The sequence below is a fragment of the Halomonas sp. A11-A genome (assembly GCF_003182195.1).
In the GTDB taxonomy this organism is placed as follows: Bacteria; Pseudomonadota; Gammaproteobacteria; order Pseudomonadales; family Halomonadaceae; genus Halomonas; species Halomonas alkalicola.
This window is the reverse complement of the sequence record NZ_QGTM01000020.1, coordinates 16943-35616: the sequence shown is the minus strand read 5'-3', so window position 1 is coordinate 35616 and position 18674 is coordinate 16943. Positions and strand designations below refer to the sequence as shown.

The 18674-nt window shown below is 69.1% G+C and carries 17 protein-coding genes and 2 pseudogenes; 15 read left to right on the top strand and 4 right to left on the bottom strand.

What is annotated here, in order from left to right; translation table 11 throughout:
- The first annotated feature begins 130 nt into the window (after positions 1–130).
- Complete coding sequence (tkt, locus tag DER72_RS12220) at positions 131–2125, top strand: transketolase (RefSeq protein WP_110070265.1); 1995 nt, start codon at positions 131–133, stop codon at positions 2123–2125.
- A 78-nt stretch (positions 2126–2203) separates the two neighbouring features.
- Here the strand turns inward: tkt and DER72_RS12215 are convergent.
- A pseudogene (locus DER72_RS12215) lies at positions 2204–2335 on the bottom strand (fructose-bisphosphate aldolase); the annotation flags it as partial.
- A gap of 68 nt (positions 2336–2403) precedes the next feature.
- On the opposite strand from DER72_RS12215, the gene DER72_RS12210 reads away from it, so the two are divergent.
- The 7 genes from DER72_RS12210 (at position 2404) to DER72_RS12180 (ending at position 8454) form a co-directional block, all read left to right on the top strand.
- Positions 2404–2763, top strand: a complete 360-nt coding sequence (locus tag DER72_RS12210; RefSeq protein WP_110070264.1) for a CidA/LrgA family protein — start codon at positions 2404–2406, stop codon at positions 2761–2763.
- Positions 2756–3472 carry an LrgB family protein gene (locus DER72_RS12205; RefSeq protein ID WP_110070263.1) on the top strand — a complete coding sequence of 239 codons (717 nt, stop codon included), beginning with the start codon at positions 2756–2758 and terminating at the stop codon, positions 3470–3472. The genes DER72_RS12210 and DER72_RS12205 overlap by 8 nt, the downstream gene beginning before the upstream one ends.
- 66 nt (positions 3473–3538) lie before the next feature.
- Entirely contained in the window at positions 3539–4582 is a 1044-nt protein-coding gene (locus DER72_RS12200; RefSeq protein WP_110070262.1) for a type I glyceraldehyde-3-phosphate dehydrogenase, read from the top strand.
- Positions 4583–4616: 34 nt separating this feature from the next.
- Positions 4617–5786, top strand: a complete 1170-nt coding sequence (locus DER72_RS12195) for a phosphoglycerate kinase (RefSeq protein WP_110070261.1) — start codon at positions 4617–4619, stop codon at positions 5784–5786.
- An 85-nt stretch (positions 5787–5871) separates the two neighbouring features.
- The gene (gene fba / locus DER72_RS12190; protein WP_110070260.1) at positions 5872–6936 is read left to right on the top strand and encodes a class II fructose-bisphosphate aldolase; all 1065 of its coding nucleotides are present in this window, start codon (positions 5872–5874) and stop codon (positions 6934–6936) included.
- A 348-nt stretch (positions 6937–7284) separates the two neighbouring features.
- Complete coding sequence (locus DER72_RS12185; RefSeq protein ID WP_110070259.1) at positions 7285–7977, top strand: HAD family phosphatase; 693 nt, start codon at positions 7285–7287, stop codon at positions 7975–7977.
- Positions 7978–8079: 102 nt separating this feature from the next.
- Positions 8080–8454 (top strand): translation initiation factor Sui1, encoded by a 375-nt coding sequence (locus DER72_RS12180; RefSeq protein WP_110070258.1) that lies wholly within the window; start codon positions 8080–8082, stop codon positions 8452–8454.
- Between the two features lie 6 nt (positions 8455–8460).
- On the opposite strand, the gene DER72_RS16200 is transcribed toward DER72_RS12180, so the two are convergent.
- Positions 8461–8625, bottom strand: coding sequence for a hypothetical protein (locus DER72_RS16200; RefSeq protein ID WP_181395666.1), 165 nt, complete (start codon positions 8623–8625; stop codon positions 8461–8463).
- 123 nt (positions 8626–8748) lie between these two features.
- Between DER72_RS16200 and DER72_RS12175 the strand changes: the two genes are divergently transcribed.
- Complete coding sequence (locus DER72_RS12175) at positions 8749–9651, top strand: nuclease-related domain-containing protein (protein ID WP_110070257.1); 903 nt, start codon at positions 8749–8751, stop codon at positions 9649–9651.
- 13 nt (positions 9652–9664) lie between these two features.
- On the opposite strand, the gene DER72_RS12170 is transcribed toward DER72_RS12175, so the two are convergent.
- Positions 9665–11005, bottom strand: a complete 1341-nt coding sequence (locus DER72_RS12170; RefSeq protein ID WP_110070256.1) for a deoxyguanosinetriphosphate triphosphohydrolase — start codon at positions 11003–11005, stop codon at positions 9665–9667.
- 75 nt (positions 11006–11080) lie between these two features.
- Between DER72_RS12170 and DER72_RS12165 the strand changes: the two genes are divergently transcribed.
- From DER72_RS12165 to DER72_RS12140, 6 genes are read left to right on the top strand one after another with little or no spacing between them, the layout of a single operon-like run.
- A complete protein-coding gene (locus DER72_RS12165) occupies positions 11081–12571 on the top strand; it encodes a DUF3375 domain-containing protein (protein ID WP_258306293.1) in 1491 nt (496 codons plus the stop codon).
- Positions 12568–13173 (top strand): DUF4194 domain-containing protein, encoded by a 606-nt coding sequence (locus tag DER72_RS12160; RefSeq protein WP_110070255.1) that lies wholly within the window; start codon positions 12568–12570, stop codon positions 13171–13173. The genes DER72_RS12165 and DER72_RS12160 overlap by 4 nt, the downstream gene beginning before the upstream one ends.
- A 1-nt stretch (position 13174) precedes the next feature.
- A complete protein-coding gene (locus tag DER72_RS12155) occupies positions 13175–16558 on the top strand; it encodes an ATP-binding protein (protein ID WP_110070254.1) in 3384 nt (1127 codons plus the stop codon).
- Position 16559: 1 nt separating this feature from the next.
- Complete coding sequence (locus tag DER72_RS12150) at positions 16560–17771, top strand: Wadjet anti-phage system protein JetD domain-containing protein (protein WP_110070253.1); 1212 nt, start codon at positions 16560–16562, stop codon at positions 17769–17771.
- 43 nt (positions 17772–17814) lie between these two features.
- Positions 17815–18090: a type II toxin-antitoxin system Phd/YefM family antitoxin gene (locus tag DER72_RS12145; RefSeq protein WP_110070252.1), complete on the top strand. Its 276-nt coding sequence runs from the start codon at positions 17815–17817 to the stop codon at positions 18088–18090.
- Positions 18087–18407, top strand: a complete 321-nt coding sequence (locus DER72_RS12140) for a type II toxin-antitoxin system RelE/ParE family toxin (RefSeq protein WP_110070251.1) — start codon at positions 18087–18089, stop codon at positions 18405–18407. The genes DER72_RS12145 and DER72_RS12140 overlap by 4 nt, the downstream gene beginning before the upstream one ends.
- A gap of 113 nt (positions 18408–18520) precedes the next feature.
- Here the strand turns inward: DER72_RS12140 and DER72_RS12135 are convergent.
- A pseudogene (locus DER72_RS12135) lies at positions 18521–18649 on the bottom strand (helix-turn-helix domain-containing protein); the annotation flags it as partial.
- Between the last annotated feature and the right edge of the window lie 25 nt (positions 18650–18674).

Below are 18674 nucleotides of genomic sequence, written 5' to 3'. Positions count from 1 at the left end.
GCGACAATATGGCACCGAATTCCATCGCGCCGCACGTGTCCCGCGGCGACTCACCCAGCCAGACTGCATGCCCCGCTGTCCGCCGGCGGTGGCCACTTCCCTTATTCTGCCGCAGGCGAGGAGCTCTCCAATGCCGTCACGATTCGAACTGGCCAACGCCATTCGCGCTCTCTCCATGGATGCCGTCCAGAAGGCCAAGTCCGGCCACCCCGGCGCGCCCATGGGCATGGCCGACATCGCCGAGGTGCTGTGGAACGACTACCTCAAGCACAACCCGGAAGACCCCAAGTGGGCCGATCGTGATCGCTTCGTGCTCTCCAACGGCCACGGCTCCATGCTGCTCTACTCGCTGCTGCACCTGACCGGCTACGAACTGAGCCTCGAGGAGCTGCAGAGCTTCCGCCAGCTCCACGCCAAGACCGCCGGCCACCCGGAGTTCGGCTACGCGCCAGGCGTCGAGACCACCACCGGCCCCCTGGGCCAGGGCCTGGCCAACGCCGTGGGCATGGCCATCGCCGAGAAGACCCTGGCCGCCCAGTTCAACCGCCCGGGCCACACCATCGTCGACCATACCACCTGGTGCTTCCTCGGCGACGGCTGCCTGATGGAGGGGATCTCCCACGAGGCCTGCTCCCTGGCCGGCACCCAGAAGCTCGGCAAGCTGATCGCCTTCTATGACGACAACGGCATCTCCATCGACGGCGAGGTCGAGGGCTGGTTCACCGACGACACCGCCAAGCGCTTCGAGGCCTACGGCTGGCACGTGGTGCCCAACGTCGACGGCCACAAGCCCGAGGAGATCAAGGCCGCCATCGAGCTGGCGAAGAGCCACGACGACAGGCCGAGCCTGATCATCTGCAAGACCATCATCGGCTTCGGCTCCCCCAACAAGCAGGGCAAGGAGGAGTGCCACGGCGCCCCGCTGGGCGAGGAGGAAGTGGCCCTGGCCCGCAAGCAGCTCAACTGGCCCCACGCCCCCTTCCATATCCCCGAGTCGATCTACCAGGGGTGGGACGCTCGCGAGTCGGGCCGCGCCGCCCAGAGCGAGTGGCAGGCGCGCTTCGAGCGCTACCGCGCCGAGCATCCTGAGCTGGCCCGGGAGTTCCTGCGCCGCATGCAGTGCAAGCTGCCCGCCGAGCTCAAGAGCGAGGCGCTGATCGAGCAGGCCCAGCAGAAGGGCGAGACCATCGCCAGCCGCAAGGCCTCCTTCAACTGCCTCAATGAGCTCGGCCCGCAACTGCCCGAGCTGCTCGGCGGCAGCGCCGACCTGGCCCCCTCCAACCTGACCTTCTGGGACGGTGCGAAGGCGATCACCCCGGAGACCCCAGACGGCAACTACCTGCACTACGGGGTGCGCGAGTTCGGCATGGGCGCCATCATGAACGGCATCGTGCTGCACGGCGGCTTCATCCCCTACGGCGCCACCTTCCTGATCTTCATGGAGTACATGCGCAACGCCGTGCGCATGGCCGCACTGATGGGCAAGCGCGCCATCTACGTCTTCACTCACGACTCCATCGGCCTCGGCGAGGACGGCCCGACCCACCAGCCCATCGAGCAGTTGACCAACCTGCGCTCCACGCCGAACCTCTCGACCTGGCGCCCCTGCGACGCCGCCGAAACCGCCGCGGCCTGGGATGCCGCCCTCAAGCGCAACTCCGGCCCCACCGCCCTGGTGCTGTCGCGCCAGAACCTGCCCCACCAGGCGCGCACCAAGCAGCAACTGGCCAACATCCAGCGCGGCGGCTACATCCTCAAGGAGTGCGAGGGCACCCCGGAGCTGATCCTGATCGCCACCGGCTCTGAGGTCGGCCTGGCCATGGACGCCGCCGCGGAGCTTGCGGCCCAGGGCCGTGCCGTGCGCGTGGTCTCCATGCCCTCCACCTACCGCTTCAACGGCCAGGAGGCCGAGTACCGCGAGAGCGTGCTGCCCAGGGCGGTGACCAAGCGCCTCGCCATCGAGGCGGGCCACCGCGACTACTGGCACAAGTACGTGGGCCTGGAGGGGCGCATCATCGGCATGAGCACCTACGGCGAATCCGCCCCGGCCGGCGATCTCTTCAAGCACTTCGGCTTCACCGTCGAGAACGTGGTCAAGCAGGCGAACGAGCTGCTCGAGGGCTGAGCGTCGCAAGGTACGCAACCTTAAGGGCACGGCCGAGAGGCCGTGCCCTTTTTCATGCCCGTGGGGTCGAAGCGGCGCTCAGGCGACGGTGACGGTCGGATCCAGGTAGACGTCCTGGATGGCGCGCAACAGGGCCACGCCCTCGTCCATGGGCTTCTGGAAGGCCTTGCGCCCGGAGATCAGCCCCATGCCGCCGGCGCAACGGCGGATAGCGGCCGACACACTGCTAGCGTGCTAACATGCTCAGCCTCTGCCGTTGCCACACTCGAGGATCATCGATGGCCGTTCTGCGCGGTTTTCTCTGGCTGCTGGGCTTTCTGCTGCTTGGCGATGTGCTGGTCACCCTCGCCGGTCTGCCGATCTCCGCCGGGGTGGCCGGCATGCTGCTGCTCACCGCCTGGCTGATGCTGCGCGGCACGATCAATGCCGATATCGCCGCCGCCGCCCGACCTCTGATCGGCGTGCTGGCCATGCTGATCATGCCCGGCGTCGTCGGCGTCTTCTTCATCCTCGACACCCTCGGCGGGCAGTGGGCGGCGATCCTCGGCGCCCTGGTGGGGGGCACCCTGCTCAGCGTCTTCACCACCCTGTGGCTGATGCGCCGGCTGATGGGCAGGGAGGGCCTCGACCATGAGTGAGCTCCTCGACCACCTGCTGGCCACCCCGCTGCTGGCCATCGCCCTGACCCTGGCCGCCTACTTCGCCGGCGACCGGCTGTTCCGCCTGATCGGCGCGCCACGCTGGTGCCCGCCGATCCTGGTGGCCGCCCTGCTGCTGGCCGGCGTGCTGGCGCTGGCCGGCATCGACTACGCCGACTACCGGGAAGGCGCCGGCTGGCTGATGCTGCTGCTGGGCCCGGCCACCGTGGCGTTGGGGCTGCCTCTTTATCAGCAGATGGGCCATATTCGCGACCTTTGGCTCCCGCTGCTGGTCTGCCTGCCGGTGGCCGCCGGCATGGCCGCGCTCTATGCGGTGACCATCGCCTGGCTGCTGGGGGCCTCGCCGGAGGTGCTCGCCTCGCTGGCGCCGAAGTCGGTCACCGCGCCTATCGCCATCGGGATCACCGAACAGCTCGGCGGCTCGGTGGCGCTGATGATGGGCGGCCTGCTGCTCACCGGCGTGGTGGCCATCGCCGGGGTGGAGCTGCTCTCGCGCTGGCTGGGCATCCGCGACGAGCGGCTCCTCGGCCTGGCGCTCGGCATCAACGGCCATGCGCTGGGCACGGTGCGCGCCTTCGAGATCGGACCCACCGCCGGCGCCTTCGCCTCCCTGGGCATGAGCCTCACCGGCATCCTCACCGCCCTGCTGCTGCCGCTGGCCTGGCGCCTGCCGGGACTCGTCGGCTGAAGTGCGCTAGAATCGCGGCCTTGATTTCCTTCGCCACCCTCGCGACCAGGAGCCCCTGCCACCGCCATGGCCCACCGCATCGCCATCAACGGTTACGGCCGCATCGGCCAGTGCGTGCTGCGCGCTCTGATTGAGCAACAGAGAGCCGAGCAGGGGAGCGAGCCGGCGCTGGAGATCGTCGCCATCAACGAGCTCTCCGACCTCGCCACCATCACCTACCTGACCCGCTACGACACCACTCACGGCCGCTTCCCCGCGGCAGTGGCGCAGGGTGACGCGGGGCTGGTCATCGATGGGCGCGCGATCCGGGTGCTCAGCGAGCCCGACCCCGGCCGCCTGCCCTGGCGGGAGCTCGGCATCGACCTGGTGCTGGAGTGCTCTGGCAGCTTCAAGGACCGCGCCACTGCCGAACGCCACCTGGCCGCCGGCGCCGGCCGCCTGCTCTTCTCGCAGCCGGCGGAGAGCGACGTGGATGCCACCATCGTCACCGGCATCAACGACCATGAGCTCGCCCCCGGGCAGCGCATCGTCTCCGCGGCCTCCTGCACCACCAACTGCCTGGTGCCGGTGCTCACCGTGCTGGACGAGGCGCTGGGCATCGCCCATGGCGTCACCACCACCATCCATTCGGCGATGAACGACCAGCCGGTGATCGACGCCTACCACCAGACCGACCTGCGCCTGACCCGCTCGGCGATGCACTCCATCGTGCCGGTGGATACCGGCCTGGCGCTGGGCATCAACCGCCTGATGCCCCACCTGGCCGGGCGCTTCGAGTGCCTCCATGTGCGAGTGCCGACCATCAACGTCTCCGCCATGGATCTCGCCATCACGGTGAACCGCGACACCAGCGCCGCCGAGGTCAACGCCCTGCTCGCCGAGGCCAGCCGCGGGCGCCTGGCCGGGCTGCTCGGCTACACTGAGGAGCCGGTGGCCTCGATCGACTTCAACCACGATCCGCGCTCCGGTATCGTGGACGCCACCCAGACCCGGGTGGCCGGCGGCCGCCTGATCAAGCTGCTGTGCTGGTTCGACAACGAGTGGGGCTTCGCCAACCGCATGCTCGACGTCGGCCGGCGCCTGGCCGCGATGCCCCTCGAGACCCCCTGACCCCTTCCGGCTTCCAGATGAGGACCACGCCCCGATGAACGTGCGCAAGATGACCGACCTCGACCTCAGCGGAAAGCGCGTGCTGATCCGCGAGGACCTCAACGTGCCCATCAAGCACGGCAAGGTGACCAGCGATGCCCGCCTGCGCGCCGCCCTGCCCACCATCCAGGCCGCCCGGGATGCCGGCGCCAAGGTGATGCTGATGAGCCACCTGGGCCGCCCCACCGAGGGCGAGCCCGCCGAGGAGTTCTCCCTGGCACCGGTGGCCGAGCACCTAGGCGAGCTGCTGGGCCACCCGGTCACCCTGATCAGCGACTATCTAGGCGCCGCCCTGGACCTGGCCGACGGCGAGGTGGTGCTGCTCGAGAACGTGCGCTTCAACAGCGGCGAGAAGAAGGACGACGAGACCCTCGCCCAGCAGTATGCCGCCCTGTGCGACATCTTCGTGATGGACGCCTTCGGCACCGCCCACCGCGCCCAGGCCTCCACCCACGGGGTGGCGCGCTTCGCCCCGCTGGCCTGCGCGGGCCCGCTGCTGGCCGCCGAGCTCGACGCCCTGGAGAAGGCGCTGGCCACCCCAGCGCGCCCCATGATCGCCATCGTCGGCGGCTCCAAGGTTTCCACCAAGCTCGACGTGCTCAACGCCCTCTCCGAGAAGTGCGACCAGCTGATCGTCGGCGGCGGCATCGCCAACACCTTCATCGCCGCGGCGGGCCACAACGTCGGCAAGTCGCTGCACGAGGCCGACCTGATCGACCAGGCGAAGGCCCTGATGGCGAAGGTCGAGATTCCGCTGCCCACCGACGTGGTGGTGGCCACCGAGTTCTCCGAGTCCGCCACCGCCACCGTCAAGCCGGTAGACCAGGTCGCGGATGACGAGATGATCCTCGACATCGGCCCCGAGACCGCCGCACGCCTGGCCGCCATGCTCAAGGACGCCGGCACCATCCTGTGGAACGGCCCGGTGGGCGTGTTCGAGATTGATCAGTTCGGCCGCGGCACCGAGGTGATCGCGAAGGCCATCGCCGAGAGCCCGGCCTTCTCCATCGCCGGCGGCGGCGACACCCTGGCCGCCATCGACAAGTACGGCATCGCCGAGCGGGTCTCCTACATCTCCACCGGCGGCGGCGCCTTCCTCGAGTACGTGGAGGGCAAGACCCTGCCGGCGGTGGCCGCCCTCGAGGCAGCCGCCGAGCGGGCCTGATAGACTCCAGGCACTCATTACCCCATCTCCCCCACGACCGACTCGCGGCGCCGCCAGGCGCCGCGACCACGCAAAAGGTGACCCCATGGCACTGATCAGCATGCGCCAGATGCTGGACCACGCCGCCGAGTACGGCTACGGCGTTCCGGCCTTCAACGTCAACAACCTCGAGCAGATGCGCGCCATCATGGAAGCGGCCGACCGCACCGACTCGCCGGTGATCGTCCAGGCCTCCGCCGGTGCCCGCAAGTACGCCGGCGCCCCCTTCCTGCGCCACCTGATCCTGGCCGCGGTGGAGGAGTTCCCGCATATCCCGGTGTGCATGCACCAGGACCACGGCACCAGCCCCGCGGTGTGCCAGCGCTCCATCCAGCTCGGCTTCTCCTCGGTGATGATGGACGGCTCGCTGGGCGAGGACGGCAAGACCCCGATGGACTATGACTACAACGTCGACGTCACCCGTCGCACCGTGGAGATGGCCCACGCCTGTGGCGTCTCCGTGGAGGGCGAGCTGGGCTGCCTGGGCTCCCTGGAAACCGGCATGGCCGGCGAGGAAGACGGCATCGGCGCCGAGGGCAAGCTGGAGATGGAGCAGCTGCTCACCGACCCGGAGGAGGCCGCCGACTTCGTCAAGGCCACCGGCGTGGACGCCCTGGCCATCGCCATCGGCACCAGCCACGGTGCCTACAAGTTCACCAAGCCGCCCACCGGTGACACCCTCTCCATCCAGCGCATCAAGGAGATCCACGCCCGCATCCCAGACACCCACCTGGTGATGCACGGCTCCTCCTCGGTGCCCCAGGAGTGGCTCGAGGTGATCAACCGCTTCGGCGGCGAGATCCCCGAGACCTACGGCGTGCCGGTCGAGGAGATCGTCGAGGGCATCCGGCACGGCGTGCGCAAGGTCAACATCGACACCGACCTGCGCCTGGCCTCCACCGGCGCGGTGCGTCGCTTCCTGGCCGAGCACCCCAGCGAGTTCGACCCGCGCAAGTTCCTCAAGGAGACCGTCTCCGCCATGCGCGACGTCTGCATCAGTCGCTACGAGGCCTTCGGCACCGCCGGCCACGCCTCGAAGATCAAGCCGATCAGCCTCGAGGCCATGGTCGGGCGCTACGAGAGCGGCGAGCTCGCGCCCAAGGTCAAGTAAGGCGCCGACGCCTGCCCTCCAGGCAAGCGACAGCAGGGGCGGCCCAGGGGCCGCCCCTTGTCGTTTACGTACCCACCAACGACGCTGCCGCCGGCCAGGCCAACACCCCGCCAACTTTCTAAAAAATTATTCAATATCAATAGATTGTAAAAAATCTCGGCGTGCCGGATGGATGCCACGACACGCGGCGGGCATGGTGAAATCTGGCACATGGGGCCCGCCGACACAGCCGGGCGACACCTTTCGGCAGGGCCCGGAGGCCGCCAACGGAAACACTGTTCACAAAGTCGTGAAACTGGGCTTTAATATAAGGGTGATCACGCCCTGTACGCTCCGCGAGGTTAGGTGATGGCCGGCCCCCTCTGTCTGCTCTTCGATTGCGACGGCACCCTGGTCGACAGCGAACCGTTACTCGCCGACGAGATGGCCACCGCCCTCAACGCCGTGGGCCTGCCCTTCCAGCCCAACGACTACATCGGCCAATACCGCGGGGCCCGCTTCCGCCGCATCGTCGCCGCCCTGGAATGCCGCCACGGCAGCGTCGACCCCGAGGCGCTGGAGCCCCTGGAGGCCACCATGCGAGCCAACCTCAACCAGCGGCTGGCTACCGAGCTCACCCCCATCGATGGCGCCCCCGAGGCCCTGGCCGCCCTCCACGCCTACCCCATGGGCGTGGTCTCCAACGGCCCGATCAACAAGATCCGTACCTCCTTGCAGGCCACCGGTCTCGCCGAGCTGTTCGGCGAACGGCTGTTCAGTGCCTACGAGGCCAACTGCTGGAAGCCCGACCCCGGCCTCTACCGCCACGCGGCCAGCCAGATGGGCGTTGCCCCGGCGCAGTGCCTGGCCATCGAGGACTCGGTGGTAGGCGTGCGCGCCGCCCTGGAGGCGGGCATGATCGTGGTTCATCTCAACCGCTACCCGGATGTGGAAGAGACCCCGGAGGGCGCCATCATGATCACCAGCATGTTCCAGCTGCCCACCGTGGTGGCCAAGCTCACCATGGAGGCCGCCGCCTCGCGCCGAAGCGCCAGCCGCTGAGCCGGCCCTACCGCGCGTCCCACATGCAGGCAGCGCCTGCGGGCGCTATCATCGCCGTGCACCTGTCCAGCCACCGCCACCCACCCGCCAGGGAGCCTTGTCATGCCCTCACTTAAGGACCAGCTGCGCGGCCTCGTCTACTCCACCGAACATGGCGAGCTCTGTCCCGACTGCCGCCAGCCGGTGGCCGAGTGCCGCTGCGCCGAACTCGCCGAGCAGGCCCGCCTGGCCGAACTCGACGGCATCGTACGCGTCCGTCGCGAGACCAGCGGCCGCAAGGGCAAGGGGGTCACCACCATCGCCGGCGTGCCGCTGCCCGAGGCGGAGCTCAAGGCCCTGGCCAAGCAGCTCAAGAAGGTGTGCGGCACCGGTGGCGCCGTGAAGGAGGGAGTGATCGAGATCCAGGGCGACCATCGCGAGCGCCTCAAGACGGAGCTGCAGGCGCGCGGCTATACCGTCAAGCTGGCCGGCGGCTGAGCGGCGTCAGGTACGGACCCCGCAGAGGCCGCACAGCGCCGCCAGGGACGCCTCCACCGGCGCCTCCAGCTTGAGGGCGTAGAGGTCATCGGCGCGGGTGCGGCCGAGGTTGTCGCCGAGTGCCCGCTGGGCCTCGCTGCCCAGCGTCATGCCCTGGATGGCTGTCGTCATACCGCGCTCTCCCCGGGGTGTCGTTGATGCCGAGTGCCGAAAGAGCATGGCCCCGAAGGGCAGAGGTTGTCTAGAATGGGCCCGACACTCCGCCTCTCCCCGACTGATGGGCAAGGAACCCCGATGGCCTGGCTGGAATACCTGCTTCCCCTGATCTTCCTGTTCCCCCTTGCCGCGCTGGCGGTGATCGTGGTGGCGCTGCGCAACCTTCACGACGCCCGGGTACGCTCCCCCTTCGACGCCCACCCGCTGCGCGAGCCCGGCCAGGCCCTGCGCGACCGCCTGGACCGCGCCTTCGCCGGGCTCTTCCTCAACGGCGCCCTGGGCCCCATCGCCACCCTGGCGCCGCTGGTCTACGGCATGGGCCGCATGCTCTTCGCCAGCGAGCAGGACTGGATCGAATGGTCCCTCTACGGCGTGCTCAGCACCCTGCTGGTGCTGCTCTTTTGCTTCCTGCTGATGCGCGACTTCCAGCGCATCCGGCGCCTCAAGCTGGGCCTGGCCTGCGAGCTGGCGGTAGGCCAGGAGCTCGAGCGGCTGGTCCGCCCCGAGACCCACCCCTACTATGTGTTCCACGACGTGCCGGGCAACGGCACCCGCATCGACCACGTGGTGGTCACGCCCTGCGGCGTCTTCGTGGTGGAGACCCTGGCCCGCACCCGCCCCTTCACTCCCTCCGGCAAGGAGATCAACCTGGTCACGGTGGAGCCGCAGCGCCTGCGCTTCCCCGGCTGGAGCGAGCATGCCCCGCTGGAGAAGACCCGGGAGCTGACCCTGTGGCTCGGCCACTGGCTCTCGGAGCTCACCGGCCGCCCGGTGCCGGTGATGGGCGTGCTGACCCTGCCCGGCTGGGAGGTGGACGCCCGCCAGGGCCCCGAGGACCTGCTGGTGGTCAGCGGCGAGCACCTCGCCGACCAGCTCGGCGAGCTCTGCCCCGGCGACTTCGATACCGAGACCCACGACGCGGTGATCGGCGTGCTGCTGGAGCGCACCACTCGCCTCGAGCGCCTGCCCGAGCGGGGCTGAGCCGCCCCGGGGCTCAATCGCCCCTGAGCCGGCCGCCCATCTCCTGGGCCAGGTCCACCGCATAGTGATCGGTCATGCCGCCGATGAAATCGAGCATGCGCCGATAGCTGTCGTAGAGCGACCAGGAGGGGCGCGGGGTATTCTCGCCGATCAGCGCCAGCACCCGCTGGTGCTTGAAGGTGGAGTGGCCGGTATGGTGCAGCTCATGGGCCGCACCGATGAAGGCCTCGAGCAGGATACCCAGGGTCGTGTAGGCACCGATCTCCAGCTTGGCCTTGCGCTCGTTCTGGAAAATGCGCTCCCGGGCCAGCTGCTTGGCCGAGGCCACGCCCCAGCCCAGGTCCGGGTGACAAAGCTCCAGCAGGTCCTGGCGCAGCCGCCCGGCGAGCAGCTCCGCCTCGTGCTGCACGAAGACCGCCCCCACGTCGTTCACCGCGCGCTCCATGGCCGCCCCGCGCAGGGCGGCGATGCGCCGGCGCTGGGAGACCCCGAGGCGCTGCATGGCGGCGTAGTCGTCGGGGGCGTCACCGGCGATCTGGATCAGGATCTCGGCGACCTCGTCGAAGCGCAGGATGCCCATCTCCAGGCCATCCTCCAGGTCGAGCAGCGCATAGCAGATGTCGTCGGCGGCCTCCACCAACCAGGCCAGCGGATGGCGACACCAGCGCCCCGCCCCCTGGGGCAGCAGGCCCAGCCGCTCGGCCACCTCCACCAGCAGGTGGCGCTCGCTCTGGTAGCAGCCGAACTTGCCCATGGCACCGCCGTGCTCCACCGTCCAGGGGTACTTGAGCAGGGTGCCCAGCGTCGCCGTGGTCAGGCGCATGCCGCCGCGGAACTGGTTGTACTCGATCTGGGTGATCACCCGGAACCCCTGGGCGTTGCCCTCGTAGGTGAGCAGGTCCTCGCGCTCCAGCGGCGAGAGCCCCTCGAGCAGGCCGCTGCCGTCGGCCTCGGCGCGCTTGAACCAGTCGCGGATGGCGTACTCGCCGGCATGCCCGAAGGGCGGATTGCCGATGTCGTGGCCCAGGCAGGCGGCCTGGACGATCACGCCGAGGTCCGCCGGGGTGATCCAGCCGGGCAGGCGGCCGCTGAGCCGCTCGCCGACGATCATCCCCAGCGAGCGCCCCACGCAGCCCACCTCCAGGGAGTGGGTCAGGCGGGTGTGGATATGGTCGTTGTCGGTGAGGGGGTGCACCTGGGTCTTGCGCCCCAGGCGCCGGAAGGAGCCGGCGAAGACGATGCGGTCATGGTCCTTGTGGAAGGGGGTACGGCCCGGTTCGGCGCTACCGCGCCCACCCCGGGTATCGTGCAGCCGGCTCGGATCGAGCAGCCGCTCCCAGTGCATCTGCGTCATGGCGATCTCTCCTTGAGAGTCCCATTCTGGCACTGTCGGCCGCCGCCTTGCTATCGTCGGCTTTGGCCACGACTCATGCCACGCTATCCTGTGCCGATGATACGCTCCCTGGAATTCGACTACCTGCAGCGGCTACGCCATTCCCATCCGGCGTGGAGCCTGCTGCGTGCCGAGAACGCCCCGATGATCATCGGCTTCCTGCAGCGCACCTTTATCGTGCCGAACCAGCGCAGCATCGCCGAGCAGCCATTGGCGGCACAACTGGACGACTGGCTCCACCACCTGCGTCAGGAGCTCGGCGAAGCGGCTTTTCCGCGCGAGGCCCTGGCCTATCTCAACGAATGGGCCGACGACCGGCACCGCTGGCTGCGCAAGTACTATCCTGCCGCGGGCGACGAACCGCACTTCGACCTCACCCCGGCCGCCGAGCAGGCCATGCACTGGCTGTCGGGCCTCGAGCAGCGTCAGTTCATCGGCGCGGAATCGCGCCTCAAGCAGGTCTTCGACCTGCTGCACGAGATCGACCAGGGGAGCGAGACCGACCCCGAGGTCCGCATCCGCGACCTGGAGCGGCGCCGCGAGGCCATCGACGGCGAGATCGCCGAGATTCGCGCCGGACGCCTCGACCTGATGGCGACGACGGCCCTGCGCGAGCGCTTCCTGCAGATGACCGACACCGCCCGGGCCCTGCTCGCTGACTTCCGCCAGGTCGAACAGAACTTTCGCCACCTCGACCGCGAGGTGCGTGAGCGCATCGCCACCTGGGAGGGCAGCAAGGGCGAGCTGCTCGAAGAGGTCTTCGGCGACCACGATGCCATCCGCGACTCCGACCAGGGACGCAGTTTCCATGCCTTCTGGGAGTTCCTGATGTCGCCGGCTCGCCAGGAAGAACTCACCACGCTGCTGGAGCGCATCCTGAGCCTGGAGCCGGTCGCCGAGCTGGCCCCCGACCCGCGCCTGACACGCATCCACTACGACTGGCTGTCGGCCGGCGAAGTGGCCCAGCGCACCGTCGCCCGGCTCTCCGAGCAGTTGCGGCGCTACCTGGACGACCAGGGCTGGCTGGAGAACCGCCGCATCATGGGCATCCTGCACAACATCGAACGCCACGCCCTGGCCCTGCGCGAGAACGCCCCCCAGGAGGAGGTGATGACCCTCGACGAGCCGGCGCCACGCCTCGAGCTGCCCATGGAGCGCCCGCTGTTCCGTCCCCCCATCAAGCCACGCATCAGCGCCGAGCGCCTGGCCAGCGGCGACGACCGGGAGGTCGGCGCCGAGGCGCTGTTCGACCAGCACCATGTGGACAAGGAGCGCCTGCGCGCCCGGGTGCGGCGCGCGCTGCAGACCCGTGACCAGGTCACCCTCGATGAGTTGCTGGCCGAGGAGCCACTCCGCCAGGGGCTCGCCGAACTGGTGGCCTGGCTGGCCATCGCCACCGAGGGACACCAGGGGCTGCTCGACGAGGATCACCCCCAGGAACTCGCCTGGCAGGACGACCAGGGGCGCTGGCGGCGGGCCCGGCTGCCGCACGTCATCTTCACCCGTCAACCGGTACCCAGCCCATGAGCGACACGACACCCGATGCCGCGCCCCTCTCCGGCGAACGGCGCTTCTCCCTGGTCCTGATCGCCCTGATGAAGGGCGTCCTCTATCAGGACCGCGACCCCGGCCAGTGGCAGGACCTGCTCGACCACCAGGCGCGACTGCGCGATCACCTTGCCCCACTGGGGCTGTCACTGATGCTCGACGAGGCCGAAGGCCACGCCTACCTGTGCCAACGAGCGGACGACGACGAGAACCCGCTGCCCCGCCTGGTGCGCCGCCAGCCGCTGAGCTACCCGGTCAGCCTGCTGCTGGCGTTGCTGCGCAAGAAGCTCGCCGAGCAGGATGCCGGCGGCGACGAGCCGCGCCTGATCCTCTCCCGCGAACAGCTCCAGGAGATGCTCGCGCTGTTCCTGGCCGACACCAGCAACGAGGCGCGCCTGCACGACCGCCTCGACGGCCATATCAACAAGGTGGTGGAACTGGGCTTCCTGCGTCGCCTCAAGGGCGAACCGCCGCGCTTCGAGGTGCGCCGCCTGCTCAAGTCCTTCGTCGATGCCCAGTGGCTCGCCGAGTTCGAACAGCGCCTGGCCGACTACCGTGAACATGCCGAGGAGGCCCGCTGACATGCAGCTCGGTGAACTCGACTTCGGGGCGCCGCCGGGACGCGCCGGCTTTCGCCTGCAGCGCCTGGAGGTCTACAACTGGGGGACCTTCCACCAGCGCGTATGGCGCCTGGAAGCCGGCGGCGACAACGCCCTGTTGACCGGCGACATCGGCTCCGGCAAGTCCACCCTGGTCGACGCCATCACCACTTTACTGGTGCCCGCCCAGCGCATCACCTACAACAAGGCGGCCGGCGCCGAGGCCAAGGAGCGCAGCCTGCGCTCCTACGTGCTGGGCCACTACAAGAGCGAACGCGGCGAGGCGGGGCTCAGCGCCAAGGCCGTCGGCCTGCGCGACCACAACAGCTACTCGGTGATCCTCGGCCACTTCTACAACGAGGGCTTCGACACCCACGTGACCCTGGCCCAGGTGTTCTGGATCACCGATACCCAGGGCCAGCCGGAGCGTTTCTACGTGGTGGCCGACCGCGAACTGGCCATCGCCGGCGACTTCGACGACTTCGGCAGCGACCTCAAGCTCCTCAAGAAACGCCTGCGCGACAGCCCCCATGTGGAGCTGCACGACCACTTCCCGCCCTATGGGGCCGCCTTCCGCCGGCGCTTCGGCCTGGGCGCCAGCAACGACCAGGCCATGGAGCTGTTCAACCAGACGGTGTCGATGAAATCGGTGGGCAACCTGACCGACTTCGTGCGCACCCATATGCTCGAGGCGCTGCCCATGGAGGAGCGCATCACCGGCCTGATCCGCCATTTCGACGACCTCGACCGCGCCCACGCCGCCGTGCTCGAGGCACGCCGCAAGATCGAGGCGCTGACCCCGCTGGTGGACAACCTCGACCGCCACGCCGAACTGGCGGTCCGGCAGGCCGAGCAGGTCGCCGATCGCGAGGCGCTGAAGAGTTACTTCGCGAGCCACAAGGCCACCCTGCTGGAACGCCGCCTGGAGCGCCTGGACGCGGACCTGGCGCGGCTGGCCACCCGGCTCGACGAGCTGACCGAACAGCGTCGCCGAGAGGCCAGCCAGCGTGACGACCTGCGCCAGGCCATCGCCGACAGCGGCGGCGACCGCCTGGCCCAGTTGGCCCGCGAAATCGAGGAACTCGGCGAGGCTCGCGACCAGTGTCGGCGGCGCGCCGACCGCTACCGGGAGCTCGCCGAGGCGGTGGGTCTCGAGGCCGCCGAGGATACCGAGAGCTTCCGGGCCAATGCCGCGGCCATCGACCGGGCCCTGGCCAGCCTGGACGACGACGAGAACGCCCTGACCGAACAGCGTACCGACCACGAGCTGACGCTGCGCGGCCTGAAGAACCAACACGACGCCCTCGACGCCGAGCTGGCCTCGCTGCGCGAACGCCGCTCCAACCTGCCCGCGCGCATGCTCGCGCTGCGCGAGCGGCTCTGTGAGGCCACCGGCCTGGAGGAGGGCACCCTGCCCTTCGTCGGCGAGCTGCTGCAGGTGCGCGAGGACGCCCGCGACTGGGAAGGCGCCGCCGAACGGGTGCTGCACAATTTCGCCCTCTCGCTGCTGGTGCCCGACGCCCACTACGCCGAGGTCGCCGACTGGGTCGAACGCACCCAGCTACGCGGCCGGCTGGTCTACTACCGGGTGCGCGACACCCAGGTCGCCGCCCCTTCCCTGCATCCCGAGTCGCTGGTACGCAAGCTGGCCATTCGCCCCGACAGCGACCACTACGCCTGGCTGGAGCAGGAGCTGGGCAAGCGCTTCGACTATGCCTGCTGTAGCGAACTGAGCCAGTTCCGCCGCGAGCAGCGCGCCCTGACCCGCAACGGCCAGCTCAAGACCGGCGGCGAGCGCCACGAGAAGGACGACCGCCACCGCCTCGACGACCGTACCCGCTACGTGCTGGGCTGGAGCAACGAAGCCAAGATCGCTGCCCTGGAGACGGAAGCCGACGCCCTGCGGCAGCGCATCCAGGCCAGCGCGGTCCGGGTGGCCGAGGTCCAGGCCGAGCAGCGCCGGCTCGGCCAGCGCCGCGGCGACCTCAGCCGCCTGCAGGGCTTCGAGGACTTCGCGTCCCTCGACTGGCGCACCCCGGCGGCACGGCTGGCCCGTCGCGAGCTGGAGCGCCGCAATCTCGAGGAGAGTTCCGACCGGCTCAGGACGCTGCAGGCCCAGCTACAGGAACTGGAGGCCGCCAGCGCCGCCACCGAGGCGGCCTGGGGCCAGGCCCAGAACGATCAGGGCAGCCTTGAGGCGCGGCGCGAGGCGGCCGATACCCAGCTCGCGGCGGCCCGTTCCCTGGTCGAGAGCCTCGACGCCGAACAGCGCCAGGCCAGCTTCCCGCGCCTCGACGCCCAGCGCCCCCAGGCCCTCGGTGAGCACCAGCTCAGCGTCGAGTCCTGCGACAACCGCGAGCGGGAGATGCGCGACTGGTTGCAGGCGGCCATCGATGCCCGCCAGAAGCAGCTCGACAGGCTGAGCGAGGCGATCGTCAAGGCCATGCAGCACATCCGCACCGCCTGGCCCCAGGACACCGAGGAGGTGGACGCCAGCCTGGCCGCCGGCGACGACTATCGCGCCCTGCTGGCGGCGCTGCGGGCCGACGACCTGCCACGCTTCGAGGCACGCTTCAAGCGGCTGCTCAACGAGAACACCATCAACGAGATCGCCGGCTTCCAGGCCTTCCTCAACCGCCAGCGCGAGGAGATCCGGGAGCGCGTCGCCACCATCAACGCCTCCCTGCACGACATCGACTACAACCCGGGGCGCTATATCCGCCTGGTCGCCGAGCCCAGCCCGGATGCCGAGGTCCGCGACTTCCGCCAGCAGCTGCGCGCCTGCACCGAGAGCAGTATCAGCGGCAGCGACGACGAGCAGTATTCCGAGGCCAAGTTCCTACAGGTCAAGGCGATCATCGAGCGCTTCCGTGGCCGCGAGGGCAGCAGCGAACTGGACCGGCGCTGGACCCGCAAGGTCACCGACGTGCGCCACCACTTCCTGTTCTCGGCCTCGGAGCGCTGGCGCGAGGACGACGGCGAGCACGAGCACTACTCGGACGCCGGCGGCAAGTCGGGCGGCCAGAAGGAGAAGCTCGCCTATACCGTGCTGGCCGCCAGCCTGGCCTACCAGTTCGGCCTGGAGTGGGGCGAGAGCCACTCGCGCTCCTTCCGCTTCGTGGTCATCGACGAGGCCTTCGGCCGCGGCTCCGACGAATCCGCCCGCTACGGCCTCGAGCTGTTCGCCCGACTCAACCTGCAGCTGCTGATCGTCACCCCGCTGCAGAAGATCCATATCATCGAGCCCTATGTGGCCAGCGTCGGCTTCGTGCACAACGAAGCGGGGCGCCAGTCGCTGCTGCGCAACCTGACCATCGAGGAGTACCGCAAGGAGAAAGCCGCCCGGGAACGGATCGAGGTGTTGTGATATGACCTGGACCACACCGGAGGAGATCCGCCGCCAGTTGCAGCGCCACTGGGACAGCGGCGCCCTCCTCGCCGCTCGCCTGCCGGCCGACGGCGGCGAGCCGCTGTTTCCGCTGGCACTGCGCCTGCGCCGCCCCACGGCCCGGGACATCACCGAACGCTTCGCCGAGGTGGCCGCCTGGGTCCGGCGGCTGCGTAACGGCAGCCGCGATGCCCTGGGTCATGGCTACGTCATCGAGTTCCGCCGCCAGGGCAACCGGGTGCAGGGCAGCAACGAGCTACCCGCCGCACTGAGCGTTCCCGACGCCGAGGACGCCCTACGGCTGCTAGGCCGGCGGCGTGATGCCGAGCGCTTCGATGCACTGGCCGCGGAGATCCTCGCCCGCCAGCCGCGGCTGGCCCACTGGCTGCGCCGACGGCCCCTCAAGGTACTGGAGCACGAGGCAAGCTGGCCACGGCTGCTCGCCGTGCTCGAGCACTTCCAGCGCCACCCGCGGCCCGGCTGCTATCCGCGCCAGCTGGCGATCCCCGGCGTCGACACCAAGTTCATCGAGGCCCGGCGCGGCCTGCTCGCGACGCTGCTCGACGAGGTCCTGCCGGCCTCGGCCATCGACGCCGAGGCCAGCGGGGTGAGCGGCTTCAACCAGCGCTTCGGGCTGCGCAGCCCCTCGCCGCTGGTTCGTCTGCGCCTGCTCGACCCGGCCCTCCAGGTGCAGGGGCTGAGCGACTTGAGCCTCCCTGCCGAGCAGTTCGCCCGCTTTCGGCCGGCGGTGGAGCGCGTCTTTATCACCGAGAACCAGACCAACGGCCTGGCCTTTCCCGAGGTGCCCCGCTCGTTGGTGGTCTTCGGGCTGGGCTACGGTCTGGAGCACCTGGTGCGCACCCCCTGGCTCCGGGAGGTCGAGGTGCATTACTGGGGCGATATCGACACCCACGGCTTCGGTATCCTCGACCGGGTACGCGCCACGCTGCCCGAGGCCCGCTCGCTGCTAATGGATCGCCAGACCCTGCTGGCGCACCGCTCGCTATGGGGCGAGGAGCCCGCCGACAAGCGCCTCGGACATACCCCCAGCCGACTCACCGACGCCGAGCTCGCGCTGTTCCTCGCGCTGCGCGACGACGCCTGGGGCGAGCGGATCCGGCTCGAGCAGGAGCGCATCGACTTCGACTGGCTGCAAGAGCGACTCGGCGCCGCTTGCCGGGCAACTGAATAGGGACTAAATTCAGTCCACACCATTCGCGCAGCAGGCTCTTCCGATGAAGTATTCCGATAACATCAAGCCGATCAGTTACTTGAAGGCAAATGCCGCCGAAATTTCTCGGACGCTTAACGAGCTGCGCGAACCCATGGTGATCACCCAGAACGGCGAGGCCAGGATGGTGGTGCAGGATATCCGGAGCTATGAACAGACCCAGGAAACCCTGGCACTGCTGAAGATCCTGGCGCTAGGCAGCCAGGAAGTCGAACAGGGCAAGACGCTGGATGCCGCCGAGTGCTTCCACCGGCTGCGCCGCGGAGACGACGACCAGTGACCTGTCGCGTCGAGCTCACGACCTCGGCCTTCGAGGACCTTCGCGAGCTCTACGACTTTATCGCCGAGGACTCGCCTCAAGCCGCCGAACGGCTGCTGACCGCTATTGAACGGCGTATCACCTCCCTGGGGGAGTTCCCCGAGCGCGGCAGCCCTCCCCGCGAACTGCTGGCGCTGGGTATCCGGGAGTATCGGCAAGTCATCGAGCCGCCGGTACGCATCCTCTACCGACGCCATGACGAGCGCATCATCGTCTATCTGATCGCCCACGAACGGCGTGATATGCAGCGGCTGCTCACCCGCCGGCTGCTCGGCTAAGCCCCGGCGGGAGGTCGTTCCGGTGCGAGCGAGCCAGTTTATCCCCGGCCCCGGCGTCGGATGCTCTCGCCTGGGCTCGTTTATCCCGACCTACGCCATCCGGGCGCCGCCGCTCAGTCGTCGGCCAGCGCCGGCAACAGTGTCTTGAGCTTGCGGGTCAGGGTATTGCGCCCCCAGCCCAGCAGCTCGGCGGCTTCGCCCTTGCGTCCCCCGGTATGCTTGAGGGCGGTCTCGATCAGGATCTTTTCGGTGACCCTGGAAAGCGGC